Below are 24,858 nucleotides of genomic sequence, written 5' to 3'. Positions count from 1 at the left end.
AATGAAAACTAAAACAATCGCTCGCAATTTTGCGTTGGTGTTGAGCAGCTCCGTGCTGACCGCCGCGCTGGTTGTAGCAGGCACTGAACTGATTCACCCCGCCAGCAGCACCGGCGAATCCAGAGGCTTCTCTTCGCTGTTTGAGAAAAAAGAGGCACCCACGCAAGTTCTTTATCTGGAAGTCAAAAACCAGGTCATCACCCTGAAAGGCAACGGCAGCAAAGAGCGTTATCTGCTGCTCGATCTGGCCTACGTCGCTAACAGCGATGAGAGCCTGAAAGCCGCTGAACACAACCTGCCGAAGATGAAAAGTGTGCTGGTCGCGATGTTCTCTGGCATGGAATACGACGCGGTGCGCACCATGACCGTTGATGACATCCATATGCAGATGATGGCGCGCTATGAAGGCGTGTTCGGCAGCGATCAGCCATTCTCCGACGTGATGATCTCCAAAATGGTCTTCCAGTAAGGGGATGTCATGAGCGTATTCAATGAAGTCGCTGAACTCACGCCTGTCGAAGAGAGCCGCTATCTTCAGCAGTGGCTGCCGCTGGTCAAGCGTGTGGTGCGCCAACTCTCGGCGCAGACCGATGCCGTGATGGATCGGGAAGATCTGGAGCAGATCGCCTTGATGGGCCTATTAGAGTCTTTACGCCGTTACGGCCATCCGGATGATCATTTTGCCGGTTATGCCTTGCAGCGCGTGCGCGGTGCCGTGCTGGATCAGCTGCGTCTGCACGACTGGCGTCCGCGTCGTCTGCGTCAGAAAACTCACAAAATCAATGATGCGGTGCGTGAACTGACGCGCCATCTCGGTCACGAGCCAAACGAAGAAGAGTTGCGTCTGCATCTCAAGCTCACTGCGGAAGAGGTGCAGGAGTATCTGCTACTGGAATCGGCCAGTGCCATGGAGAGCTTTGATGAGCTGCTAGCAGGCGAAGGCTTAGGCCTCGGCCAGGCGCTGAGCGGCCGCGCGCTGGAGGAAGAAGTGGGCATCCAGCGCACGCTGAAAACGGCGCTGGCATCACTTTGCGAGCGTGAACAGCTGATTCTTAGCCTCTATTACCAGCACGAAATGAGCCTGAAAGAGATCGCTTTGGTGCTGGATCTGACTGAAGCCCGTGTTTGCCAGATCAATAAAAAGATCGGCGAAAAGATCAAACAATTCTTCGAGTAAAACATCATGCAGAAACTGATTGGATTAATTGTGGTGCTGGGCAGTGTGATTGGCGGCTATACGCACGCCGGTGGCTTGCTTAGCGCCTTCTGGCAACCTGGCGAGCTGTTAATCATTCTCGGCTCGGGGGCCGGTGCGTTGGTGATTGGTAACTCCAAAACCGTATTGAAAGATATGTGGTCGCAGGTACGCGGCACTGTTAAAGGCAATATTTACACCGCAGAGTTTCAGCAGCAGCTACTAATGCTGCTGTATGAACTGCTGGAACTGGTGCAAGACGGCGGCTTGAAAGCGTTAGACGCACATATTGAAGTGCCGGAAAATAGCGAAATTTTCCAGAAATATCCGCTGATCATCGCCGATCGAAGCTTTATCTCTTTTATTTCGGATAATTTCCGCCTGATGGCGATGGGCAAGATCAACGAACACGAGCTTGAAGGCATTCTTGAATCTGAGTTGCATGCCGTGGAAGAAGAATTATTGAAGCCGTCACGCTCAATGCAACGCGTTGCGGAAGCGATGCCGGGCTTTGGTATTTGTGCTGCAGTACTGGGCATCATTATCACCATGCAGTCGATTGATGGCTCAATCGCGCTGATCGGCGTGAAAGTGGCGGCCGCATTGGTTGGTACCTTCCTCGGCGTATTCTTCTGTTACTGCCTGCTGGATCCGCTGGCGAATGCCATGGAGCAGAACCAGAAAAAACGTCTGGCGGTGCTGGAGTGCATTCGTACCGTGCTGGTGAATCAGGTGGCGGGCAAGCCGACGCTGCTGGCGGTGGATGCCGGACGTAAAATGTTGCCACTCGATACCAAACCGACGTTTGCCACGCTGGATGGCTGGGTCAATCAGCTCACTGAAGGTGCGTAATGAAACACAATGCGCATCACACCACCATCATCAAACGCGGCGGCAAAAAGGCACACCATGCGCATCATGGCGGCGCGTGGAAAGTGGCCTTTGCGGACTTCACGTTGGCGATGATGGCGCTGTTTATGGTGCTGTGGATCATGGGCGCGGTGAGTGAAGAGGAGCGTAAAGAGATTGTCGCGCAATTGAACGGCACGTCGGTTTTTGATGGCACCAATTTCAATCCTTTTGACGTTGAGAACTCTGGCGGATCGGCGATTATCGGCGAAACCATGGCAATTTCCCCGCCGACGCAACCAGCGACTGTCAGCCAAGGTAAGGCTGACATCAGTTTGAACGCCGGCAGCAAGCCACAGGAAGATTTAGACAGCGTGCTGTCACGCTCGGATGCGGAGTTGGTGTTGTTACACAACCAGCTGCAACGGATGATCAACAGCTATAACGCGCAAAATTACCTGATGCTGGAAACCTTGCCACAAGGGCTGCGCATTCTGATTCAGGACGATCAGGATCGCATGATGTTCCCACGCGGTAGCGCAGTGTTGACACCGTTCTTCCAGAAATTGTTGACCGAACTTGGTCCGGTGTTTAACCGCATCGACAACAAAATCATGATCAGCGGCCACACAGATGCCGCGCAGTACAGCGGCAATGCCGCCTATAACAACTGGAATCTGTCTGGCGATCGTGCGCTTGCCGCACGTCGCGCGCTGGAGCGGGGCGGTTTGGAGAGTGCGCGCGTGTTGCAGGTCAATGCCATGGCGTCACGCATGCCGCGAGATCGAGACGATCCGATGAGTGCACGCAATCGACGTATTGAAATTCTGGTGTTAACCGATGCCGCTGCTGAATCCCTATTCCAGTTTTATGGCCGCGAGGGGGAGAACGTCGTGAAACCCATAGCTGAGCGCCTACGATAACCTGTCAGTGCCTTTGAATCGCTAATTTTGATTCACCGGTGGCGAAATCCACCGGTTTTTTTTCGCCTAAAATTTGTGCGAAATAAGTTCATTCATGCTTGCCAGGTCACCATAAATGGCGACCCTCAATCACCAGCACGCGATGTTAATAATGTTGCCAATAAATTTGGCTTTAGTTAGCTAAATCATTCTTTTTTGTAAATTTTGTTAGTGGGCGCACATTGCAATGCCACTTTGGTAAGCCACAATTAAGCATCGTGATTAACCGGAGAAAGAGTATGACTGCCAACCACTCCAGCCTGCTGTTACTGATGTCTTTCGCCGCCGGCACCTTCGCTGCTGGATCCTCCAGCAATCCGCAACATCTGATGCTGTCACTGCCGTCGGGCGGCGTGCCCAACAGTCCGCTGCCGCTGATCATCTGGCCCGGCATTGTGCCGTATGACGATGAAAACCCAACCGAAGACAGCGCCGCCTGGTTTGAAAAAACCTTTACCCGCAACGGCTGGCCCGCCGCGTGGCGTTCGCCGATTTTTCCCTATACGCACTATCACCCAAACACCCATGAAGTGTTGGGCGTGGCTGCCGGTTGGGCGGAAGTGCTATTCGGCGGCGACAGCGGTCGCATGGTGACGCTGCGCGAAGGCGATGCGGTGCTGATCCCCGCGGGCGTCGGCCACAAACAGGTGTTTGCCTCAGAGGATTTTTTCACCGTTGGCGCCTATCCTGAAGGCATGTCCCCGGAAACCGTGCGTGATGAGCCGTCGCGTTTACGTGCGTCGAAGGAGAAGATCCAGCATGTTCCACTGCCGCACCGCGATCCTTTTACCGGTGGCGAAGGCGCGATGACGGAGATCTGGCTGCCAATCGCGCAGCAGCTGATGCACCAGTAAAGTGCAAAACAGCCATTTCCGTTGATGCGGCGCGTGTGCCATGCCGGGGACAAGCCTCTGGCACAGTTTGTGCAGGAGAGAAATATCTCTAGACAAGCGCCGGGTAAATCATGAAAGAAAGCTACCAGATAGCATCGCACTTCTACGATGAGATGTGGCTGAGCGATGGCCAACACCGCGCTCACTACCAGCAATACTGGGAATGGTTACAACAGGCGGACAAAGAGGCGGTGGCGCGCAAGCGCGAAGAGGCGGAACTGCTGTTTCATCGCGTCGGCATCACCTTCAACGTCTACGGTGACGATGGCGGTGCGGAACGTTTAATTCCTTTCGACAGCGTGCCGCGCATCATACCTGCCAGCGAGTGGGCGATGCTCGATCGCGGCATTCGCCAGCGCGTACAAGCCCTTAACGCCTTCCTGCACGACATCTACCATCAGCAACTGATCCTCAAAGCTGGCATCGTGCCCGCTGAACAGGTGCTGGTGAACGATCAATATCAGCCCTGCATGCAAGGCGTCGATCTGCATCGCCACATCTACGCGCACATTGTTGGCGTGGATATGGTGCGCAATAACGACGGCGAATATTACGTACTCGAGGACAATCTGCGCACGCCGTCTGGCGTCTCCTACATGCTGGAGAACCGCAAGATGATGATGCGCCTCTACCCGGAACTGTTCGCCGGGCAGCACATCGCGCCGGTTGAGCGTTATCCTTCGCATCTGCTGCAAACCCTGCGGGAGAGCTCGCCGGTCAACGATCCGGTGGTGGTGGTGCTGACGCCGGGCCGCTTTAACAGCGCCTACTTCGAGCACAGCTTCCTCGCGCAGCAGATGGGCGTTGAGCTGGTGGAGAGCGCCGATCTGTTCGTCAAAGATGGCGCGGTGATGATGCGCACCACCGCCGGGCCGTGCAAAGTCGATGTGATCTATCGTCGCGTTGATGATGCCTTCCTCGATCCGCTGGCGTTCCGCCCGGATTCGATGCTCGGCGTGCCGGGCTTATTGTCGGTGTATCGATCCGGCAATGTGGTGCTGGCGAACGCGATCGGCACCGGCGTCGCCGATGACAAATCGATCTATCCGTACGTGCCGGATATGATCCGCTTCTACCTCGATGAGGATCCGATCCTCAATAACGTGCCAACCTGGCAATGCCGCAAACCGCAGGATCTCACCTATGTGTTGGCCAACCTTGCAAAAATGGTGGTGAAAGAGGTACACGGCGCGGGCGGTTACGGCATGTTGATCGGGCCGGTAGCGAGCCAGCAGGAGCTGAGTGATTTCCGCGATCGCCTTAAAGCGCGGCCAGAAAATTACATCGCGCAGGACACGCTGTCGCTCTCCACTTGCCCAACCTTTATCGACAACGGCCTCGCGCCGCGCCACATTGATCTGCGCCCGTTTGCGCTGTGCGGCGCGGATATTCGTCTGGTGCCCGGCGGCTTAACCCGCGTGGCGCTGAACGAAGGTTCGCTGGTGGTGAACTCGTCGCAGGGCGGTGGCACCAAGGACACGTGGGTTCTGGAGGATGACGCATCATGCTAAGCCGCACGGCCAGTGGCCTCTATTGGATGGCGCGCTATCTTGAGCGCGCAGAACAACTCGCACGCGTGTTGGACGTCACCAACCGTTTGTCGTTAATGCCGGTGCGCGGTGATCAGGGCGACGATCTGCTGCTGCCGCTCAATCTCACCGGCACGCGTGAACTGTTTGAAACCCTCAACGGCCGCTTCACCATGCCGCAGCTGTTCAACTTTTTCGCCCTTGACGACCGCAATCCGTGCAGCATTTTCAGCTGCTGGCAGGAGGCGTGGAACAACGCGCATGCGGTGCGCGGCAGTTTGTCGTCGGAAGTGTGGGAGAGCATCAACTCGACGTGGATTGAGATGCGCAACACGCGGCGGCGCGGCATCACCAGCGCCAACGCCGATAGCTTTTTCGATTGGGTGAAAGAGCGCTCGCACCTGTTTCGTGGCGCGATGTTCGGCACCTTGCTGCGCGGCGATGCCATGAGTTTTATCCGCATCGGCACGCTGATGGAGCGCAGCGACGGCACCGCGCGTTTGCTGAGCGTCAATCAGCAACTGCTGGAGCAGCAGTCCGATTCGGTGCGCGAATATTATCGCCTCGACACCTTGCTGCGCGCGGTATCGGCGCGTGAAGCCTACAACGCCATTTTCAAGCAGCAGCTTTTGCCGGATCTGGTGAATGAGATGCTGATCCTGCGCAGCGAAAGTCCGCGATCGTTGCACTCCTGTATTGATGAGATCGCCACCCAGCTCGAACAGATCGGCAGCAGCGGCGAAGATCGTCCGCGTTATCTGATCACCGTGCTGCTGGCCGAGATGCGTTTCAGCACCTGGGAAAGCTTGACGCAGGAAGGGTTAACGCACTGGCTCAATGCATTCCTGACGCGCCTGAACGCGCTGGCAGACAGCATCAATCACACCTATCTGGAGGCGAAATGAGACTGAACATCGAGCACAAAACCCGTTACGCCTACGAGCAGCAGGTGACACTCAGCACCCAGTATCTGCGTTTGACGCCGCAAAATTCGGTGCATCAGCAAATTATCTCGTGGGATTTGGAGCTGCCCTGCGCAGCCACCTGCACGCAGGATGCTTACGGCAACGTGATGCATGTGCTAACACTGGATACGCCGCATCAGCAACTCGATATCGCCGCGCGCGGTGTGGTGGAGATCCTTGATGCCGGCGAGTGGGCACCCGATCCGGAGTGCGCGTTGTCGCCGCTGGTGTTTCTGCGCGCCACGCCGCTGACGCTGCCCAATCCCGAGATCCGCGAGTTTGCCCAGCGCTACTGGCGGCCGGAAAAGCCGCTCGCCAGCCTGGAAAAGTTGATGGATGAATTGCTGCTGAAGATGCCGTATCGTCCCGGCAGCACCCAGGTAACCGATACCGCCGCGAAAGTATTTGCCGCCGGCAGTGGCGTTTGCCAGGATCACAGCCACGTGTTTCTCGCCTGCTGTCGCACTCTGGGAATTCCGGCGCGCTATGTAAGCGGCTATCTCTATACTGAAAACGTTGAGCACGTTGCCACTCACGCCTGGGTTGAAGCCTGGCTGGATGGCAGTTGGCACAGCTTTGATATCACCAATAATACCCGCAGCACGCGCCAGCATTTACGTCTGGCGGTTGGTGTGGATTATCTCGATGCCTGTCCGGTGCGCGGTATGCGGCTGGGCGGCGGCGGTGAAGATATGCTGGCGGTGGCTGCGGTGCTTCAGGTGCATGCGCAGCAGTAATCAGAACAGGCGTAACTATGACTTATTGTGTGGCAATGCGTTTATCTTCAGGGATGATTTTTGTATCCGATTCGCGGACCAATGCGGGCGTCGATCATATTTCCTCGTTCCGTAAATTGCATGTGTTTCAGGTCGATGATGAACGCACGCTGGTGCTGCAAAGCGCCGGCAATCTGGCCACCACGCAGAGCGTGCTGAGCCTGCTGCGACGCAACAACGGCGATAACGATCAACCGAATTTGCTGAATGGACGATCGTTGTATGACATTGCGCTGATGGTGGGCGAAACGCTGCGCGAGGTGATCAAGCGCGATGGCGAGGAGTTTGGCGGCACGCTGCTGCTGGGCGGGCAGATTCGTGGCGAGGAGCCGCGTCTGTTCCAGATCTATCCGCAAGGCAACTTCATCGAAGCCAGCGTTGATACGCCTTATTTCCAGATTGGTGAGAGCAAGTACGGTAAACCGATTATCGACCGCGTGCTGCGCTACGAAACATCGCTCAGTCAGGCGATGCAGTGCGCGCTGATTTCAATGGATTCCACGCTGGCGAGTAATATTTCGGTGGGATTACCGCTGGATGTGATGGTGTATCGCACCGACAGTTTCAGCGACAGCGAGCAATATCACATCACCGAACAGCATCCCTATTTTTCACAAATTCGGCAGTTGTGGAGCAAAGGTCTGCTCAGCGTCTTCTCACAGCTGCCGCCGTTAAAGCTATAACTGTGTAGGGTCGCCATGAATGGCGACCTGGTCTTTCACACTAACTCATTCAATTTTGCCGTCATATTAATCCCGCTAATCCCTTTCAATCCAAGCTTGTGCAAAATTTTTATTTTATAAGTACTCACAGTTTTACTGCTTAGCTGCAATTGGGAGGCAATCTCTTTATTACTCATTCCTGATGCCAGCTTAACTAATACCATCAATTCCCGGCGTGTGAGGCTCATCAATTTTTCACTCTCAATGAACTCATTCATGTCCGCGACCGTATGCGTGATCGGATAAAACCGGTTGCCGCGCTCAACTTCTTTTATTGCGCTAAGAAGCGTCTCTAGCTCTCCGCGTTTATAAACGTACCCTTCCACCCCCAACTGTAAACAACACCTTTGATAAAAAAGGCTTTCTGAAGCGGAAAAGACAATGATTTTTTGCTCTGGCATAGCGCGCTTAATATCTGCAATCAGTGGAATTCCCGCACGGCCGGGCATGGTGAGATCGAGTAGAAGGACATCTGGACGTGACTGATGAAGCTGAGTAATCAGGAGATCGCCTTTTTCGGCTATTCCGACAATGGAGTAATGATATGACTGCAATAGCGCCTGGATACCCGTACAGATCAACGGGTGATCATCAACAATAAATACTGAGTGAATCATATGTGTAGTCCAAAGGAGAAAATAAAAAATAAATGCAAAGTTAAAACACCAATGATTAAACACGAAATACTGGTGTGACCAGATTAATTCACGCTGCTTAAGAATTAGCTTTAAGCCATGTCTCGAATTTAGGATTTTAAGGTGAGTTGTTGTTTTTTATGCGTTAGAACAAAGCAGGCAGCTGCTTTTTACGCTCTGGCTGTACAGCAGTCATAAATCTGAAAACAAGCCGTTTTAACGTCGAGGCGATAAACCGCTGCGTATAAAAGGTGAATGATGTTTTCAGTTGATCAGCTTCTCGATACTTACTGGCCAAGTCATCAACCGGCGAACTGGCAGAAAAGCGCCCTGAAATGGGCGGTTCGCGAACATGAATTCCAGGCCTTTGCCGCCCGCTATCGTCACCTCAAAGGTGTGGATATGGTGGAGCAGGTGCTGGATCATCTCGACGTGCGTTGTGAACTGAGCGAGCGCGATTTGGAGCAGATTCCCACACGTGGGCCGGTGGTGATTGTTGCCAACCATCCGCTCGGGGCGCTGGATGGCTTAGCGCTGCTGGCGGCGGTTTCGCAGGTGCGACGCGATGTGAAAATTGTCGCCAACCGCATGTTGATGATGCTGGAGACGATCAACAACATGATGTTGCCGGTGGATAACATGGGCAACCGCACCAGCCGCGAACAGCTGACGCACATGCAGCAGCATCTCGATAATCAGGGCGTGCTGATCATCTTCCCGGCGGGCGAAGTGTCGCGTCTTTCCAGCCGTGGCGTGCGCGATCGTCACTGGCATCACAGCTTCTTACGCCTCGCCGCCCGCGCTCGTGCGCCAATCGTGCCGGTGCATGTGGTGGGGCGCAACAGCCTGGCGTTCTACGCCGCCGCCAAAATTGCCTCGCCGCTGGCGTTACTGATGCTGGTGCGTGAAATGTTTCGCCAGCGCGGTTCGCGCATCAAGCTGCACATCGGCGAGCAGATCCCGTTTGCCAACTGGCATGATGGCCACACGCCGGGCAAAGAGCTGGCGAAGCGGCTGCGCAAACATCTGTATCGCATTGGTCAGGGACGACGCGGCCTGTTCCAGACCGAAGCGGCGATTGCGCGCCCGGAAGATCGTGCCGAACTGAAGAAAGCGCTGATGGAGAGCGAGCGACTCGGCACGCTGCCGGATGGCAAGCAGATCTACCTGTGGCGACGCAACGGTGCCAGCTGGGTGCCGCTGCTGCGCGAACTCGGGCGCTTGCGTGAAGTGGCGTTCCGCGCGGTGGGCGAGGGCTGCGGGCGGCGTCGCGACCTCGACAAATACGATGACGATTACTATCACCTGATTCTGTGGGATGACGATGCGCTGGAGATCGTCGGTGCCTATCGCTTTATTCCGGGCGCCGAGCAATTGGAGCGTCGTGGGCTGGAAGGCATCTACAGCGACAGCCTGTTCCACTACGACGAGCGCATGTTGCCAATCATCAATCAGGGTCTGGAGCTGGGTCGCAGTTTTATTCAGCCCGCCTATTGGGGCAAGCGCGGCCTCGATTATCTGTGGATGGGTATTGGTGCCTACATCGCTAAGTATCCCGAAACCCGCTACTTGTTTGGTCCGGTCTCGATCTCGGGCGGCATGCCGCTGGCGGCGCGCGATCTGCTGGTAGCGTTTTATCGCATGTATTTCCCTACCGAACTGCCGCTGGCGACCTCACGCCGCCCTTATCCGGCCTCGCTACCGGAAGTGCTGGCGCAGTTCACCGGCGATAACTACAGCGAAGATTTACGCCGGTTGAAACATCTGCTGGCGAATCTCGGCACCGCCATTCCCACGCTCTACAAGCAATACTCCGAGGTGTGCGAGCCGGGCGGCGTGCAGTTTATCGATTTCGGCAGCGATCCCGATTTCAACAATTGTATCGATGGTTTGGTGTTGGTGGATCTGACGCGGGTGAAGCCCGCGCGTTATGAGCGTTATATCGGCATGCATCTGTGAATCGCGTCATGCCGCTCAGTTAAGCACGGAGCGGCTTTCGTTCGCCTTGAACCTGGGCAGTTGCAGCACTTCGGTGCGGCGACCGAGCAGAGGACGCCTGGCCGCGCCCTCTGCACTCCCGGGCCCTGCGCCAGCCCAACCCGCCGCTTCGCGGTGCCTTCACTCATTCACGATTCCTGACGGACCGGTGGCGATTCGCTCCTGCTCAGCGCCACCTCTCGCCGCATCCCTGCGGCTCGCCCTGGAATCCCTCATTCGTTCAGCGGGTTAGGATGTCGCCCCAACACCCGCGCTGCAGCAGTGGTGCGTATCCTTAACTCAAAATCGCTATGAATCTCCTGGGGTTGCCATTCATGGCAACCAGATGCGCAGAAATGCAGACTCTCGAAAAACCAAGCCAGGCATTCTGAAACTGTTGGATGCTTAGCGGGCGAGACCCCTGCGATGTCAGCGCGCTGCTTATCAGACAAGCATTACGCCATTTAGGGCGACCCGCTTCAATGTCATGGAATCGTCATCACAGTGTCGTAGGGTCTTAGCCGGACGGTTAGCGAAAGGCCAGAAACATGGCATCAATCACACTGCGCGGGCTGCGCAAATCCTTTGCGGCGCAGCCGGTATTGCAAGACATCTCGCTGCAGATTGCGCAGGGAGAATTCATCGCCGTATTGGGCCCGTCGGGCTGCGGCAAAACTACATTGCTGCGCCTGCTGGCCGGTTTTGAAACCGCCGATGCCGGAGAGATCCACGTGGGCGAACGCTGCTTCGCTGCGCCGGGCGTGCATCTGCCGCCGGAAGATCGTCAGCTTGGCGTGGTGTTCCAGAGCTACGCACTGTGGCCGCATATGACGGTGGCGGAAAATGTTTCCTACAGCCTGAAAGTGAACGGCGTCGCGCGTGCCGAGCGCGAGCGCCGCACGGAGCAGGCGCTGGAGCTGGTGGGATTGGAAGCGTTCGCCGCCCGTCGTCCCGCCGATCTCTCCGGCGGTCAGCGTCAGCGCGTGGCGCTGGCGCGCTGTTTAGTGGCGCAACCGACCTTAGTTCTGCTCGATGAGCCGCTCGCCAACCTCGATGTCCACCTGCGCGCCACCATGGAAGAGGAGTTCCGCCGCTTCCATCATCACAGTCACGCCACCTTGCTCTACATCACCCACGATCAGCATGAAGCGATGGCGCTGGCCGATCGCATCGTGGTGATGGACGCCGGCCGTGTGATGCAGTTCGCCACGCCGCAAACGCTGTGGCGCGAACCGGCGAACGCCATGGTCGCGCGCTTTATTGACGACGGCAAAGTGCTGCCAATCCGCGATATCGAACCGCTCGGCGAGGGCCGCGCCTTTGCCACGCTGTGCGGCCTGCGCGTGCCGTTACGTTGCGCACCGCATCAGCGTCCGCAACCGCAGGCGCAAGCCAGTTTTCACGCGGTGGATTTCCACTTAGCCGCGCCAGGCGAACCGCAGTTTGCCGCGCGCGTGCAGCGGGTGATCTATCGTGGCGGCCACCATCAGCTCAACGTGACGCCGCTGGCCGCGCCCGAATGCAGCATCACGCTGCTGCTGGCCGATCAACCTTTACCCGTTGTCGACGCCACCGTGGGGGTGGCGCTGCGCGACGGCTGGATTCTTCCTTCTTAACCTCTTCAACCTTTAGGGAAATACTATGCGTACGTCGTTCAGCGTGTTGATGTTAGCCAGTGGATTCGTGATCTCTGCCGCCAGCTTTGCCGACGAGGCGCCAGCAGGGAAATTGGTGGTTTATACCTCGCAGGCACCCGAAATTGCCCAGCAAACCATGGATGCGTTTAAAGCCGCCTATCCCAATGTGCAGGTCGAGTGGACGCGCAACGGCACCACGCAGTTAATGAACGTGCTGCGCACCGAAATGATGAGCGGCGAAGCCAAGCCGGATGTGCTGCTGATTGCCGACGCCATCAACCTCGGCGCGCTGAAAAACGAAAACCATCTCTACAGCTACAGCGATGCGCCGCTCAGCCACATCAATCCGTCGTTCTACGACAAAGACAAAACCTTCTTCGGCACCAAAATCATCGCCACGGTGATTGCCTACAACACCCAGCATGCGCAGCCGATTGATAGCTGGAACGCGCTGGCGGTGGAAGCCAACAAAGGGCAGATTGCGATGCCAAGCCCGCTTTACTCCGGCGCGGCGCTCTACAAGCTGCACACCGATATCAACACGCCGTCGATTGGCTGGAGCTTCTACAAGAAGCTGGCGGCCATTGGCATCGCGCCGCAGGGCGGCAACGGCCCGGCGCTGAAGGCGGTCGCCAGCGGGCTGGATAAGTACGGCATCATCACCGACGCCGACGTGATTCTGGCGAAGAAAAAGGGTTCACCGGTGGATCTGGTCTATCCCAAAGAGGGGGTGTCATATGTCACCGAACCGGTTGCCATCATGAAAACCGCGCACAACCTGCCGGCCGCCAAAGCCTTCGTTAACTTTATGCTTTCCGAGCCAGGCCAGAAGCTGGTGGTCGAGCAGGGCAACCGTCCGGTGGATGATCGCGTCTCAGCACCGGAAGGTTTCACGCCGATCAATAAAATCAAGCTGCTGTCGCCGGACGTGGCGAAAGCGATCAAAGAAGATGCGGCAGTGCGCGATCGGTTCACCGCGCTGTTTGGTGGCTAAGCATGAGCGTGTTGAGCAACGAATGGCGCAATGTGACGCGCAAAGCGCCGCGCGTTAACAGCGAACGGCTGATTCTGGCGCTGCTGGTGTTGCTGATTGGTTTGCTGTCGGTGGCGCCGCTGATGCGGCTGGTGTGGGCCGCCATTGCGCCCAGCGGCGTGCCGGATATAGCACGCTTAACGCGCCTGCTGGCGAGCGATCGCGTGTTGATCGCCAGCGGCAATACGTTGCTCATCGCGCTCAGTTCTACTTTGATTTCCGTGGTGCTCGGCACCGCCGCTGCGTGGCTGGTGGCGCTTAGCGATCTGCGCGCCAAAACCGCGTGGGTGTTTGCGTTTATCCTGCCGCTGATGATTCCGCCGCAGGTGACGGCGCTGGCCTGGCTGCAGGCGCTGGCTCCGAGCAGTCCGCTGGCGCTGCTGTTCGCCACGCTGGAGTTGCCGTGGTTTGCGCCCGGCGAGCAGCCGCTCTACTCCTTGACCGGCATTGTGCTGCTGCTCGGCACGCACAATGCGCCGTTGGTGTTCCTCACCGTGCGCGCCGGTTTGCGTCGTTTGCCCGCCGATTTGGTGGAAGCGGCGCAGGCCAGCGGTGCGTCACGCGCGCGCATCCTGTTCACCATTGTGCTGCCGCTGGCGCGCCCGGCGATTTTTGCCGGTGCCGCGCTGACCTTCGTTGCGGCGGCGGGCAACTTCGGTATTCAGGCGATGCTGGGGATTCCGGCGCGCGTGCCAACGCTGATCACGCTGGTGTATCAGCAGTTGAATGGCATTGGTCCGAGCGCGCTGCCAAACACCGCGGTGTATGCGTTATTGATTGCGGTAATTACGCTGGCGGGCATGGCGGCCAGCGCCTGGTTGGGCGGACGCCATGATGTGCGCGTCAACGGTGCACCGCGCCTGTGGCAGCAATCGCTGGGGCGCGGGCGTATGGCGGTTGAGGGCGTCGCCTGGCTGTGGATGGCGCTGACCTTGCTGTTGCCGCTCAGCGCGCTGTTGATCACCGCGCTCACCAGCGGTTTTGGCCAGGCGCTCAGCTGGCAAAAGCTGACGCTGGAGAACTTCCGCGCCGCGTTGTGGGGTTATCCGGCGGTGCGGCAGGCATTTCTCACCAGCCTCGGATTGACCACGCTGGCGGCGCTGATTTTGACGGTTTGCGCGCTGTTTCTCGCCTATTTCCTCAGCTGGCGGCGAACCAAATTAGTGCGCGGTTTGTGGCTGGCGAGTGAACTGACCTACGCGCTGCCGGGCATTGTCACCGGCGTGGCGGCGATGCTGTTTTTCCTGCGTCCGCTGCCGATCGTTAATGTCTCGCTGTATGGCACGGTGTGGATCATCCTTGCCGCCTATCTGGCGAACTTCCTCGCGCTGGTGCTGCGCCCAACGCTGGCCGGATTCGCCCAGTTGGAACCGGCATTAGATGAAGCGGCACGTTTGTGCGGCGCCGGTTTTCTGCGCCGCATGCGCGACATCTTATTGCCACTGGCGGCACCGTCGGCGCTGGCGGGCAGCGTGCTGGTGTTTCTCACCGCGCTGAATGAAATCCAGGTTTCGGTGCTGCTGGTCACCTCGCAAACGCAAACCATCGGACCGACCATCGTATTCCTTGATGAAGGCGGATCCGCGTCGCTGGCGGCGGCGGTCGGCTGCCTGATGATTGTGGTGGTTTGCTTATTAATGGCGGTTGCCACACGCCTGACGCGACGCCTGCCGCACGGCATTTTACCGTGGCAAGCGTAACGCCAGCCTGCCGTCAACGTATGATGATTTGTGAAGTATCCTACTGAACATTTTCTCGCCACTGCCGATAACATACCTACCAACATTTGTCTGCGGATGAATAGCGCTTGTCAGCGCTGCGTATTTGCGCTTAAGTCTGCTTGATAATTAAGAATTTTCTTAAGTTTCGACGATACCAGCCCAGCAATAGGCGAATAACAATGAATAATAACTCTGACGTCATGTACCGACTTTTGGTACAGAGCGTGGTGGATTACGCCATTTACATGCTCAAACCCGATGGCACGGTGGCGAACTGGAATAGCGGCGCGCAGCGCGCCAAAGGTTACACGCCCGATGAAATCGTAGGGAAGAATTTTGCGCTGTTCTACAGCGAAGACGATCGTAAAAACGGCGCGCCACAGCGCGGACTGGCGACCGCGACAGCAACCGGGCGCTTTGAAACCGAAGGCTGGCGTTACCGGAAAGATGGCAGCGCGTTCTGGGCGCATGTGGTGATTGACGCTATCCGCGATGAGTTTGGTGAGCTGCTGGGCTTTGCCAAAATCACCCGCGACTGCACCGAGCAGCAGGAACAACAGCGCAAACAGCGCGAGCAGGAACAGCGCTTCCGCATGCTGGTGGAAGGCGTTAGTGATTACGCCATCTACATGCTCGATTTGGACGGCAACGTGGAAAACTGGAACGTAGGCGCACAGCGCGCGAAAGGCTACGTTGCTGAAGAGATCGTTGGACAGCATTTCTCACGCTTCTACAGCGCCCAGGATCGTAAAAACCATATCCCGGAAAAAAACCTCACCACCGCCTTCAAAACCGGTCGTTTCGAAGACGAAGGCTACCGGTACCGCAAAGATGGCAGCGCGTTTTGGGCACATGTCATCATTGACGCAATCCGTGATGATGCCGGCAAGCTGATTGGCTACGCCAAAATCACCCGCGACTGCACCGAACAACAGGCGCTGCTGCGTAAACAATACGAGCAGGAGAAGAACTTCCGTCTGCTGGTAGAAGGCGTGCGCGATTACGCCATCTATATGCTGGATGTGCAGGGCCGCGTGGTGAACTGGAACAACGGTGCACAGCGCGCTAAAGGTTATCTGGCTGACGAGATTGTCGGTCAGCACTTCTCGGTGTTTTACAGTTCAGCGGAACGTCATGCCAATGCGCCCGAAGCTAACCTCGGCATTGCGTTGAAAACCGGGCGTTTTGAAGATGAAGGCTGGCGCTACCGCAAAGATGGCTCGGCATTTTGGGCCCACGTTGTTATCGAAGCGATTTATGATGAAAACGGCAAACTGATCGGCTTCGCCAAAATTACCCGCGATATCACCGAACGGCGTGAGAACGAGCAGCAACTGCTGCGCGCACGGGATCTGGCGCAGTCGCAGAGCGCGAAAATGTCGGAGCTGTCGGGTTTTCTCGACACCATCATCAGCAATATTCCCTCGTGCGTGATCGTTGAAGATGCCATCAGCCGTGAAATCCTGATGGTGAATGACAAAGCTGAGCAGCTGTTTGGCATCAACAAAGCGCTGATCATGCACAAGCGCCCGCACGAATGTATGTCGGCGGAGCTGGGTGATTACTTCAACAGCCTGGCGGATGTGGCGCTGCGCAGCGAAGGCATTCACTCGCGCGAACAGCTGCTGCTGACAGCGGGTGGCGAGCGCATTCTGCATACGCGCGCCACCACCATCAGCGGCAAAGATATGCGTCAGAACTACGTGATGCTGATTGTCGAGGACGTGACCGATCAGCGCGAAGCCGATGCGCGTATTCGTCATATGGCGCATCACGACAATCTCACCAGCCTGCCCAACCGCGTGCTGTTCCGCCAGAAGCTGAGTGAAGCGCTGCGCGTCGATAGTCAGAACCACCAGGTCAGCGCCACGCTGTGTCTCGATCTCGATAACTTCAAAAACGTCAACGATGCGCTCGGCCACCAGATTGGTGATGACCTGCTGCGCGTGGTAGCGAAACGCCTGCGCAGCGCGCTGCGCGATCACGATACGCTGGCGCGCATTGGCGGCGATGAGTTTGCCATCGTGTTACCCAATGTGCGTGCTGCCGATGAAGCGGCGGTGGTGGCGCAGCGGCTGATCGAGGCGATCCGTCCGCCGATTAACGTTGAAGGGCATAATCTGTCGGTGGGCTTGAGCGTCGGCATTGCGCTTACCTCGCAAGCCACTAACACGCCGGAACATATGCTGCGCTGCGCCGATATGGCGCTGTACGAAGCCAAACGTAATGGCCGCAATCGCTTCGAACACTTCACCATTGAGATGGACAATCAGGCGCGCAGCCGTCGCGTGATTGAAAACGATCTGCGTGATGCGATTTCTGGTCGTCAGCTTAAGCTTTATTACCAGCCGATCACCAACGAGAAGGGCATCATCGGCTATGAAGCGCTGATGCGTTGGCATCACCCGATTAAAGGGCTGATCATGCCGAACGATTTTATCCCGATCGCTGAAGAGACCGGCTTGATTCATATGCTCGGCGCTTATGCGCTGTATGAAGCCTGCCGCGAAGCGCAGAGCTGGAACACCGAACAATCGGTGTCGGTGAACCTGTCGCCGCTGCAGTTTAAGAACAGCTCGCTGGTGTCGGTGGTGGAAGGTGCGCTGCGTGAATCCGGGCTTGCCCCGCATCGGCTGGAAGTGGAGATCACGGAGTCGGTGCTGCTGGACGACACGCTCGGCAACATCCGCACGCTGCAAAGCCTGAAAGCTCTCGGCGTGCAGATTGCGCTGGATGATTTCGGCACCGGTTATTCATCGCTTAGCTATCTGCGCTCGTTCCCGTTCGACAAAATCAAAATCGACAAGTCGTTCATCAACGATATGGGCGACAGCCGCGAGGCGCTGGCGATTATCCGCGCCATTACCGGCATGAGCCGCAGCCTCGATATTCAGATCACCGCCGAAGGCGTGGAGAGCGGCGAGCAGTACGCCAAACTGCGTGAAGAGGGTTGTACGCTGTTTCAGGGTTATTTCTTTGGCCGTCCGCAGCCATCGGAGTTGCGGTTGAAAGAGTTGGAATAGGCATAAAAAAACGCCCGACATGTCGGGCGTTCTCTATTTTGCTGTGTGTAATCTTTATTATTATGCGCCGTGGCCGTCGACGGACATGTGGCCGAGATCTTTGTCCACCAGGAACAGGCCTTCGCCTTTGTTGCCGACCATCGCCAGTTTATCCAGCACGGTTTTGAACAGCTTCTCTTCTTCATGCTGCTCGGCAACGTACCACTGCAGGAAGTTGAAGGTGGAGTAATCCTGCGTAGTTAATGCGGTGTGCACCAGCTCGTTGATTTTTTTTGTGATCAACTGCTCATGCTTCAGCGCTTCTTCCAGCACGTCATTCAGTGAAGTCCAGCTAATCGCCGGAGCCGCAATGCTGCCCAGCACCGGCAAAGCGCCGGCATCGCTGACGTAGTCGAACAGCTTCTGCATGTGCTGCATCTCTTCGCGAGAATGCATTTTCAGGAATGAAGCGGCACCTTCATAGCCTTTATCGCTGCACCAGGCGCTCATCTGCAGATAGAGGTTGGCAGAGAAGAATTCGAGGTTCAGTTGGTCGTTTAAACGTGAGGTCATTTCAGCAGTTAACATGGCTGAGTCCTTTTTAATTTGTCAGGTGAAGTACGGCGAATTATGCATCAATCTATACTTTTTTGTGAAGGGTTTTTCGCAAAAAGGTTGAATTTATCTTATTGATTGTAAATGGAATTATTCCACATGTTGAATGCGAAGAGTTCTCATATTTGACTAATTTTCATTCACGCTTGATTGATTATAGCTGCGCATCGGGCGATGCTGAGGCTTGCCTTTACTTGTCAGGAGCTTAGCGGTGTCGAACGTCTTAGAGCATTACCATTTTCTGCATGAAATTCCCGAGCTGGGTTTTCAGGAATTCAAAACCTCTGCTTATATTGCCGATCAGCTGGAAAGCGCCGGAATTAAAGTGACGCGCGGCATCAATAACACCACCGGCATGGTGGCGGAAATCGACAGCGGCGTGCCCGGTCCGGTGCTGGCGCTGCGTGCGGATATGGATGCGCTCGGTCATATCATTGATGGCGTAGCCTGTGCGCGCCACACCTGCGGCCACGATGGTCATTCGTCGGTGGTGCTGACGGCAGCGCAAGAGCTGATGAAAGAGGGCGCGATCAAGAAAGGGCGGCTCAAGCTACTATTCCAGCCGGCTGAAGAGCTCGGTGCGGGTGCGCTGGCGATGATTGAGGGCGGCGCGCTGGAGGATGTGGAGATGATTCTCGGCTTCCATGTGCGTCCGCTGGAAGAGTGTCAGGTGGGGCAAGCGACGCCAGCGGTGATCTACTCCGCCTGCAGCACGCTGGAAGCCACCATCAAAGGTGCACCGGCGCATGCGGCGCGTCCGCATTTGGGCGTCAACGCGCTGGATGCCGCGGTGCAAGCGGTGCAGGCCGTCAACGCCATCCATCTGCCGCCGGGTTTAACCTGGAGCGTGAAAGCTACACGCTTTCTGTGCGATGCGGGCGTGACCAACTCGGTGCCGGATGAGGCGCGCGTGGTGTGGGATCTGCGTTCGCAGGAAAACGCGCCAATGGCGGTGCTGAAAGAGAAAGTGACGCTGGCGATTCAGCACAGCGTGGCGGCGCTGGGTGCCACGGCGGACGTGGTGGTGCTGAAAGAGATGCCAGCAGCAGAGATTCATGAGGAAGCCACGGCGGTGATTCGCGCGGCGATTGTCGATGTGCTGGGCGAACAGGGTTTGCTGGATACCAAAACCACGCCGGGCAGCGAAGATTTCTTCTATTACCCGGTAAAAAATCCGCAGGTGAAAGCCGGTTTCTGGGGATTGGGAACCAATCTGGTGCCGGGTTTGCATCATCCTGAGATGCGCTTTGAGCTGAGTTCGCTGGAGATTGGGGTGAAGATCTTTAAGGCGGCGGTGGTGCGGGTGTTGGGCTGAAATGTGAATCGGTCGTCATGAATGGCGACCCTACAAGGGCACTACCATGCGACGATTTCCCCACTCGGCGAAATATTGTATGCTATGCCGCCTCAATGCTGACGGGATTCAGGACTGCCGCCAATGTAGATCGCACACCTCTTGCTGTGAACCGACGCCACTGCGTCGCCATTGGCAGCGTTTTCCCGTGGAATGACCCCGAAACGATTTATTCGCAGCGCGCTGTCCGCGTGTTGCCCTTGAAGAAGAATTCACTCAATGTCTAATGCCTCCTTTTTAGAAGAAGTGGCGCGCCGCCGTACCTTTGCGATCATCTCGCATCCGGACGCCGGTAAAACCACAATCACCGAAAAAGTGCTGCTGTTCGGACAGGCGATTCAAACCGCCGGTACCGTCAAAGGTCGCGGCTCCAACCAGCACGCGAAATCGGACTGGATGGAGATGGAGAAACAACGTGGTATCTCCATCACCACCTCGGTGATGCAGTTCCCGTATCGCGACAGCCTCGTGAACCTGCTGGATACGCCAGGACACGAAGACTTCTCTGAAGATACTTACCGTACGCTGACGGCGGTTGACTGCTGTTTGATGGTGATCGATGCCGCGAAAGGTGTTGAGGATCGCACCCGTAAGCTGATGGAAGTGACGCGCCTGCGCGATACGCCAATCATCACCTTTATGAACAAACTCGACCGTGACATCCGCGATCCCATGGAGCTGCTGGATGAAGTGGAGAGTGAGCTGAAGATCGCCTGCGCACCTATTACCTGGCCGATTGGCTGCGGCAAGTTGTTCAAAGGGGTTTATCACCTCTACAACGACGAAACTTACCTGTATCAAACCGGTAAAGGCCACACCATTCAGGAAGTGCGCATTGTTAAGGGGCTGGCGAATCCAGAACTGGATGCAGCAGTAGGCGAAGATCTGGCACAGCAGCTGCGCGATGAGCTGGAGTTGGTACAGGGCGCTTCGCACGAGTTCGATCAGGAGCTGTTCCTGAGTGGCGAAATCACGCCGGTGTTCTTCGGCACCGCGCTGGGTAACTTCGGCGTTGATCATATGCTGGATGGCCTGGTTAGCTGGGCGCCGCGTCCAATGCCGCGCAACACCGACGCGCGTTTGGTGGAAGCAAAGGAAGAGAAATTCAGCGGCTTCGTGTTTAAGATCCAGGCAAACATGGACCCTAAGCACCGCGACCGCGTCGCCTTTATGCGTGTGGTATCCGGCAAGTACGAAAAAGGCATGAAGCTGCGTCAGGTGCGTACCGGTAAAGATGTGGTGATTTCCGATGCACTGACCTTTATGGCCGGCGACCGTTCGCACGTAGAAGAAGCCTATCCGGGCGACATCATTGGTCTGCACAACCACGGCACCATTCAGATTGGCGACACCTTTACGCAGGGTGAAAACATGAAGTTCACCGGCATTCCGAACTTCGCGCCAGAGCTGTTCCGCCGTATCCGTCTGCGCGATCCGCTGAAGCAGAAACAGCTGCTGAAAGGGCTGGTTCAGCTGTCGGAAGAGGGCGCGGTGCAGGTGTTCCGTCCGGTGCACAATAACGATCTGATTGTGGGCGCGGTCGGTGTGCTGCAGTTCGAAGTGGTGGTGGCACGCCTGAAAAGCGAATACAACGTTGAAGCGATCTACGAAGCCATCAACGTCTCAACCGCTCGCTGGGTTGAGTGTGATGATGCGAAGAAATTCGACGATTTCCAGCGTAAAAATGAAGTGAACCTGGCGCTCGATGGCGGTGATAACCTCACGTATATCGCGCCAACCATGGTGAACCTCAACATCACTCAGGAACGCTATCCTGACGTGAGATTCCGCAAAACGCGCGAGCACTAATCGCCGTTACCAGCAGGGCCTGTGATTTTCACTGGCCCTGTTTTGTTTGTTACAGACTCCTCCTAATTCCGCTGTTTTTTTCTCTTTTTGGCGATATATCAACCACAAGAGCCAGCAAAAGCTGTAATCCCTACTACTATTATCCTGTCGGACGAGAAAAGAGACCTTTCGGGTTTCATTACGTCCAGTAACTCAGCAACGCCGTTCGTTGCTGGCGCATCCGCGATAACGGATGAGTTAACTGATAGAAGGATGATATCGATGAATAAGACTAAGATTGCTAAAACCCTGATTGCTGCCCTGGCCGGTTCTGCTCTGCTGAGCGGTGCGGCGTTTGCAGATGAATCACTGTCGCAGAAAGCACAGCAAACCTCCGACAGCGCGGGTGCGAAGATCGATAGCTCTATGAAAAAAGTCGATGGCTATATGGATGACAGCGGCATCACGGCTAAAGCCAAAGCGGCGCTGGTGGATGATGACGCAATTAAAAGCACGGATATCTCCGTCAAAACGCACGATGGCGTGGTGACACTGAGTGGCTTCGTAGCTTCTCAGGATCAGGCTGAAAAAGCCGTCGCGCTGGTGCAGAAAGTCGAAGGTGTGAAATCCGTCAGCGACAAACTACACGTTAAAGACAGCAAAAATGCTTCTCTGAAAGGTTATGCGGGCGATACCGCAACCACCAGCGAAATTAAAGCTAAGCTTTTAGCAGATGATATCGTGCCATCACGCAACGTTAAGGTGGAAACCACCGACGGCGTGGTGCAGTTATCAGGGGAAGTGGCGAATCAGGCACAGTCCGATCGTGCTGAGAAGATCGCCAAAGCCATTGAAGGCGTGAAAAGCGTGAAGAATGACCTGAAGGTGAAATCTTAACGCGAGCGACTCGGCACCAGCAGGTGCCGTTTCGTAATAAAAACAAAGGTGTAAATAAGCAGTTCGATTTTCACAATGGTAAAGGAGAGGCTTATGTTTCGTTGGGGTATTATCTTTCTGGTCATCGCTCTGATTGCTGCGGCATTAGGTTTCGGCGGTCTGGCGGGTACGGCAGCATGGGCAGCTAAAATTGTCTTCATTGTCGGTATTATTCTGTTCCTCGTGAGCCTGTTTACCGGGCGCAAACGACCCTGACTACTTGCGTCTCAATAGACGCTAACCCGCGAGTCACCTAAAGCGGAGACCGGTCTTGTGCGGCATACTACGAAGCCGCAACGATTGCAGAAGCAATTGGTCAGGGAACGACAATGACTGGTTCTCCGGGATGCTGCTTCGGCGACTCCCTCAGAGCAAGCAACACTGAGGGACATCCATTGGGCACACGTATTCCGTTGACATTAGGTTCATTCGAACCGCTGGCTTTAACTCCTTTCAAATCAAATAAAATCGCCTTGGTGTGCGAAGGCGGCGGTCAGCGCGGCATCTTTACCGCAGGCGTGCTGGACGAATTTCAACGCGCAGGCTTCAATCCTTTTCAACTGTTACTCGGCACCTCGGCCGGGGCGCAAAACCTCTCGGCATTTGTCTGTGGCCAGCCTGGCTACGCGCGACGCGTGATCTCCCGTTACACCACCAGCAAACTGTTTTTTGATCCGCTACGATTCGTGCGCGGCGGGCATCTTATCGATCTCGATTGGCTGATCGATATCACCAAACAGGAATTCCCGCTGGCGCTCAACACCGCCGAAGGGCTGTTTGCCAAAGGCAGCGAATTCTATATGTGCGCCTGCCGCAGCGATGATTACCGCGCCGAGTACTTCAACCCGATCAGCACCAACTGGCACGACATCCTAAAAGCGTCCAGCGCGATCCCCGGTTTTTACCGCAGCGGCGTGCAGATGGATGGCGTCAGCTATCTCGACGGCGGCATCAGCGATGCCATTCCGGTGCGTGAAGCCGCGCGCCGTGGCGCGGATACCATTGTGGTGATTCGCACCGTGCCGTCGCAGGTGTCCTACACGCCGAAGTGGTTTAAACGCATGGAACGCTTTTTGTCCGACAGCGCATTGCAGCCGATGATCAACATCCTGCATCAGCATGAAGAGAGCTATCGCGAAATTCAGCAGTTCATCGAGCAGCCGCCGGATAATCTGCGCATCATCGAAATCTGTCCGCCGAAACCGCTGGCGAGCATGGCGCTTGGCAGCCGCTTGTCATCGCTGAATCAGGATTACCATTTAGGCCGCCGCAGCGGGCGCTATTTCCTCGCCACGCTTGGTCAATGGCTAAGCGATGCTGAGCCGCTGGTGCGTTCAACCACGGTTACGCCGCCGGCAGCGGTGGCGAATGCGCCTGACAATCGCCCGCTGATTACGCCCGCGCTGGCGGAAAACGATGCCGATTTTGATAAAGGCTCGCTGGCATGAAGTTTATCGACACGCATTGCCACTTCGATTTCCCGCCGTTCGTTGATGATGCGCACGCCAGCATTGCACGCGCTGCGCAAGCCGGCGTGGAACGCATCATTGTACCGAGCGTGGATGCCAGCCGTTTCGCGCTTGTGACGCAACTGGCGCAGCAGCATCCGGCGCTATATGCCGCGCTGGGTCTGCATCCAATCAATATTGCTGAGCATCAGGAAGATGCGCATCTTGATGAGTTAGAGCGCTGGCTGAAAAAGCCGAATAGCAAGCGTGTGGCGATCGGCGAGATCGGTCTCGATCTCTATATGGAGGATGCGCAATTTGCCAAACAGACGCGCCTGCTCAATAAGCAGCTCCAGCTGGCGAAGCAGTACGATCTGCCGGTGATCCTGCACTCGCGCCGCACCCACGATCAGCTGGCGCTGCATTTACGTCGTCACGATCTGCCGCGCCGTGGCGTGGTACACGGTTTTGCTGGCAGCCAGCAGCAGGCGGAGCGCTTTATCCAGCTTGGTTATGCAATTGGCGTTGGCGGTACCATCACCTATGAACGCGCCAGTAAAACCCGCAACACCATCGCCAACCTGCCGCTCAAGGCGTTATTACTGGAAACCGACGCGCCCGATATGCCGCTGCACGGTTTTCAGGGCCAGCCTAATCGTCCGGAGCGGGCGCGCAACGTGTTTGACGTGCTGTGTCAGCTGCGCAGCGAATCCCCCGAAGCGATCGCCGACGCGCTGTGGCATAACAGCCAGCAGTTGTTCGCTTTGCCCGCCTGATTCTCCCCCGACAGATTCTGCATTTACGCTGCCTTACGCCTGATT

At 56.4% G+C, this 24,858-nt stretch carries 22 protein-coding genes; 20 read left to right on the top strand and 2 right to left on the bottom strand.

Annotated elements, in window-relative coordinates:
- Position 1 precedes the first annotated feature (1 nt).
- The 9 genes from K5Y30_RS09575 (at position 2) to K5Y30_RS09535 (ending at position 7,852) form a co-directional block, all read left to right on the top strand.
- A complete protein-coding gene (locus K5Y30_RS09575; RefSeq protein ID WP_222185448.1) occupies positions 2–469 on the top strand; it encodes a flagellar basal body-associated FliL family protein in 468 nt (155 codons plus the stop codon).
- Between the two features lie 9 nt (positions 470–478).
- Positions 479–1,177, top strand: coding sequence for a FliA/WhiG family RNA polymerase sigma factor (locus K5Y30_RS09570; RefSeq protein ID WP_222211181.1), 699 nt, complete (start codon positions 479–481; stop codon positions 1,175–1,177).
- 6 nt (positions 1,178–1,183) lie between these two features.
- On the top strand, positions 1,184–2,047 hold the full coding sequence (motA, locus tag K5Y30_RS09565; RefSeq protein ID WP_222185450.1) for a flagellar motor stator protein MotA: 864 nt from the start codon (positions 1,184–1,186) through the stop codon (positions 2,045–2,047).
- Positions 2,047–2,967 (top strand): flagellar motor protein MotB, encoded by a 921-nt coding sequence (locus tag K5Y30_RS09560; protein ID WP_222185451.1) that lies wholly within the window; start codon positions 2,047–2,049, stop codon positions 2,965–2,967. Before motA ends, K5Y30_RS09560 begins: the two co-directional genes overlap by 1 nt.
- A gap of 278 nt (positions 2,968–3,245) precedes the next feature.
- A complete protein-coding gene (locus K5Y30_RS09555) occupies positions 3,246–3,860 on the top strand; it encodes a cupin domain-containing protein (RefSeq protein ID WP_222211179.1) in 615 nt (204 codons plus the stop codon).
- A 110-nt stretch (positions 3,861–3,970) separates the two neighbouring features.
- Entirely contained in the window at positions 3,971–5,410 is a 1,440-nt protein-coding gene (locus K5Y30_RS09550) for a circularly permuted type 2 ATP-grasp protein (RefSeq protein WP_222211177.1), read from the top strand.
- Positions 5,404–6,333: an alpha-E domain-containing protein gene (locus K5Y30_RS09545; protein ID WP_222211175.1), complete on the top strand. Its 930-nt coding sequence runs from the start codon at positions 5,404–5,406 to the stop codon at positions 6,331–6,333. Before K5Y30_RS09550 ends, K5Y30_RS09545 begins: the two co-directional genes overlap by 7 nt.
- Complete coding sequence (locus K5Y30_RS09540) at positions 6,330–7,130, top strand: transglutaminase family protein (protein ID WP_101761813.1); 801 nt, start codon at positions 6,330–6,332, stop codon at positions 7,128–7,130. The genes K5Y30_RS09545 and K5Y30_RS09540 overlap by 4 nt, the downstream gene beginning before the upstream one ends.
- Positions 7,131–7,147: 17 nt before the next feature.
- Entirely contained in the window at positions 7,148–7,852 is a 705-nt protein-coding gene (locus tag K5Y30_RS09535) for a proteasome-type protease (protein ID WP_222211173.1), read from the top strand.
- A 35-nt stretch (positions 7,853–7,887) separates the two neighbouring features.
- On the opposite strand, the gene K5Y30_RS09530 is transcribed toward K5Y30_RS09535, so the two are convergent.
- Positions 7,888–8,508 (bottom strand): response regulator transcription factor, encoded by a 621-nt coding sequence (locus K5Y30_RS09530; RefSeq protein WP_222185455.1) that lies wholly within the window; start codon positions 8,506–8,508, stop codon positions 7,888–7,890.
- A 276-nt stretch (positions 8,509–8,784) separates the two neighbouring features.
- On the opposite strand from K5Y30_RS09530, the gene K5Y30_RS09525 reads away from it, so the two are divergent.
- The 5 genes from K5Y30_RS09525 (at position 8,785) to K5Y30_RS09505 (ending at position 17,917) form a co-directional block, all read left to right on the top strand.
- Positions 8,785–10,485: a lysophospholipid acyltransferase family protein gene (locus K5Y30_RS09525; protein WP_222211171.1), complete on the top strand. Its 1,701-nt coding sequence runs from the start codon at positions 8,785–8,787 to the stop codon at positions 10,483–10,485.
- 566 nt (positions 10,486–11,051) lie between these two features.
- Positions 11,052–12,119 carry an ABC transporter ATP-binding protein gene (locus tag K5Y30_RS09520; protein ID WP_222211169.1) on the top strand — a complete coding sequence of 356 codons (1,068 nt, stop codon included), beginning with the start codon at positions 11,052–11,054 and terminating at the stop codon, positions 12,117–12,119.
- Positions 12,120–12,168: 49 nt separating this feature from the next.
- Positions 12,169–13,134 (top strand): ABC transporter substrate-binding protein, encoded by a 966-nt coding sequence (locus K5Y30_RS09515; RefSeq protein ID WP_255606638.1) that lies wholly within the window; start codon positions 12,169–12,171, stop codon positions 13,132–13,134.
- A gap of 2 nt (positions 13,135–13,136) precedes the next feature.
- Positions 13,137–14,873 carry an iron ABC transporter permease gene (locus tag K5Y30_RS09510; protein ID WP_222211165.1) on the top strand — a complete coding sequence of 579 codons (1,737 nt, stop codon included), beginning with the start codon at positions 13,137–13,139 and terminating at the stop codon, positions 14,871–14,873.
- Positions 14,874–15,073: 200 nt separating this feature from the next.
- Positions 15,074–17,917: a bifunctional diguanylate cyclase/phosphodiesterase gene (locus tag K5Y30_RS09505; RefSeq protein ID WP_222211164.1), complete on the top strand. Its 2,844-nt coding sequence runs from the start codon at positions 15,074–15,076 to the stop codon at positions 17,915–17,917.
- A 60-nt stretch (positions 17,918–17,977) separates the two neighbouring features.
- On the opposite strand, the gene ftnA is transcribed toward K5Y30_RS09505, so the two are convergent.
- A complete protein-coding gene (gene ftnA / locus K5Y30_RS09500; RefSeq protein ID WP_101761821.1) occupies positions 17,978–18,484 on the bottom strand; it encodes a non-heme ferritin in 507 nt (168 codons plus the stop codon).
- A 238-nt stretch (positions 18,485–18,722) separates the two neighbouring features.
- On the opposite strand from ftnA, the gene K5Y30_RS09495 reads away from it, so the two are divergent.
- The 6 genes from K5Y30_RS09495 to K5Y30_RS09470 all read left to right on the top strand — a co-directional run bounded on the left by K5Y30_RS09495 (position 18,723) and on the right by K5Y30_RS09470 (position 24,813).
- The gene (locus K5Y30_RS09495; RefSeq protein WP_222211163.1) at positions 18,723–19,826 is read left to right on the top strand and encodes an amidohydrolase; all 1,104 of its coding nucleotides are present in this window, start codon (positions 18,723–18,725) and stop codon (positions 19,824–19,826) included.
- 258 nt (positions 19,827–20,084) lie between these two features.
- On the top strand, positions 20,085–21,674 hold the full coding sequence (gene prfC / locus K5Y30_RS09490) for a peptide chain release factor 3 (RefSeq protein ID WP_101761823.1): 1,590 nt from the start codon (positions 20,085–20,087) through the stop codon (positions 21,672–21,674).
- Between the two features lie 261 nt (positions 21,675–21,935).
- Entirely contained in the window at positions 21,936–22,550 is a 615-nt protein-coding gene (gene osmY, locus K5Y30_RS09485; RefSeq protein WP_101761824.1) for a molecular chaperone OsmY, read from the top strand.
- A gap of 93 nt (positions 22,551–22,643) precedes the next feature.
- Positions 22,644–22,805, top strand: a complete 162-nt coding sequence (locus K5Y30_RS09480; RefSeq protein ID WP_007893192.1) for a DUF1328 domain-containing protein — start codon at positions 22,644–22,646, stop codon at positions 22,803–22,805.
- A 179-nt stretch (positions 22,806–22,984) separates the two neighbouring features.
- Complete coding sequence (locus tag K5Y30_RS09475) at positions 22,985–24,037, top strand: patatin family protein (protein WP_110867276.1); 1,053 nt, start codon at positions 22,985–22,987, stop codon at positions 24,035–24,037.
- A complete protein-coding gene (locus K5Y30_RS09470; protein WP_222185462.1) occupies positions 24,034–24,813 on the top strand; it encodes a TatD family hydrolase in 780 nt (259 codons plus the stop codon). The genes K5Y30_RS09475 and K5Y30_RS09470 overlap by 4 nt, the downstream gene beginning before the upstream one ends.
- Positions 24,814–24,858 lie beyond the last annotated feature (45 nt).

The organism is Pantoea sp. DY-5, assembly GCF_019795955.1.
Classification (GTDB): domain Bacteria; phylum Pseudomonadota; class Gammaproteobacteria; order Enterobacterales; family Enterobacteriaceae; genus Pantoea; species Pantoea leporis.
Note: the sequence above shows the minus strand (reverse complement) of the source record. Positions and strands in the feature narration are given on the sequence as shown.

Excerpts from the sequence above, each read along its gene's own strand:
- K5Y30_RS09520 (WP_222211169.1), top strand. The coding sequence starts at position 11,052 with ATGGCATCAATCACACTGCGCGGGCTGCGCAAATCCTTTGCGGCGCAG.
- K5Y30_RS09575 (WP_222185448.1), top strand. The coding sequence starts at position 2 with ATGAAAACTAAAACAATCGCTCGCAATTTTGCGTTGGTGTTGAGCAGC.
- K5Y30_RS09535 (WP_222211173.1), top strand. The coding sequence starts at position 7,148 with ATGACTTATTGTGTGGCAATGCGTTTATCTTCAGGGATGATTTTTGTA.
- K5Y30_RS09470 (WP_222185462.1), top strand. The coding sequence starts at position 24,034 with ATGAAGTTTATCGACACGCATTGCCACTTCGATTTCCCGCCGTTCGTT.
- K5Y30_RS09515 (WP_255606638.1), top strand. The coding sequence starts at position 12,169 with ATGTTAGCCAGTGGATTCGTGATCTCTGCCGCCAGCTTTGCCGACGAG.
- motA (WP_222185450.1), top strand. The coding sequence starts at position 1,184 with ATGCAGAAACTGATTGGATTAATTGTGGTGCTGGGCAGTGTGATTGGC.
- K5Y30_RS09525 (WP_222211171.1), top strand. The coding sequence starts at position 8,785 with ATGTTTTCAGTTGATCAGCTTCTCGATACTTACTGGCCAAGTCATCAA.
- K5Y30_RS09550 (WP_222211177.1), top strand. The coding sequence starts at position 3,971 with ATGAAAGAAAGCTACCAGATAGCATCGCACTTCTACGATGAGATGTGG.
- K5Y30_RS09480 (WP_007893192.1), top strand. The coding sequence starts at position 22,644 with ATGTTTCGTTGGGGTATTATCTTTCTGGTCATCGCTCTGATTGCTGCG.
- prfC (WP_101761823.1), top strand. The coding sequence starts at position 20,085 with ATGTCTAATGCCTCCTTTTTAGAAGAAGTGGCGCGCCGCCGTACCTTT.
- K5Y30_RS09510 (WP_222211165.1), top strand. The coding sequence starts at position 13,137 with ATGAGCGTGTTGAGCAACGAATGGCGCAATGTGACGCGCAAAGCGCCG.
- ftnA (WP_101761821.1), bottom strand. The coding sequence starts at position 18,484 with ATGTTAACTGCTGAAATGACCTCACGTTTAAACGACCAACTGAACCTC.
- K5Y30_RS09505 (WP_222211164.1), top strand. The coding sequence starts at position 15,074 with ATGAATAATAACTCTGACGTCATGTACCGACTTTTGGTACAGAGCGTG.
- K5Y30_RS09545 (WP_222211175.1), top strand. The coding sequence starts at position 5,404 with ATGCTAAGCCGCACGGCCAGTGGCCTCTATTGGATGGCGCGCTATCTT.
- K5Y30_RS09530 (WP_222185455.1), bottom strand. The coding sequence starts at position 8,508 with ATGATTCACTCAGTATTTATTGTTGATGATCACCCGTTGATCTGTACG.
- K5Y30_RS09540 (WP_101761813.1), top strand. The coding sequence starts at position 6,330 with ATGAGACTGAACATCGAGCACAAAACCCGTTACGCCTACGAGCAGCAG.
- osmY (WP_101761824.1), top strand. The coding sequence starts at position 21,936 with ATGAATAAGACTAAGATTGCTAAAACCCTGATTGCTGCCCTGGCCGGT.
- K5Y30_RS09555 (WP_222211179.1), top strand. The coding sequence starts at position 3,246 with ATGACTGCCAACCACTCCAGCCTGCTGTTACTGATGTCTTTCGCCGCC.
- K5Y30_RS09570 (WP_222211181.1), top strand. The coding sequence starts at position 479 with ATGAGCGTATTCAATGAAGTCGCTGAACTCACGCCTGTCGAAGAGAGC.
- K5Y30_RS09560 (WP_222185451.1), top strand. The coding sequence starts at position 2,047 with ATGAAACACAATGCGCATCACACCACCATCATCAAACGCGGCGGCAAA.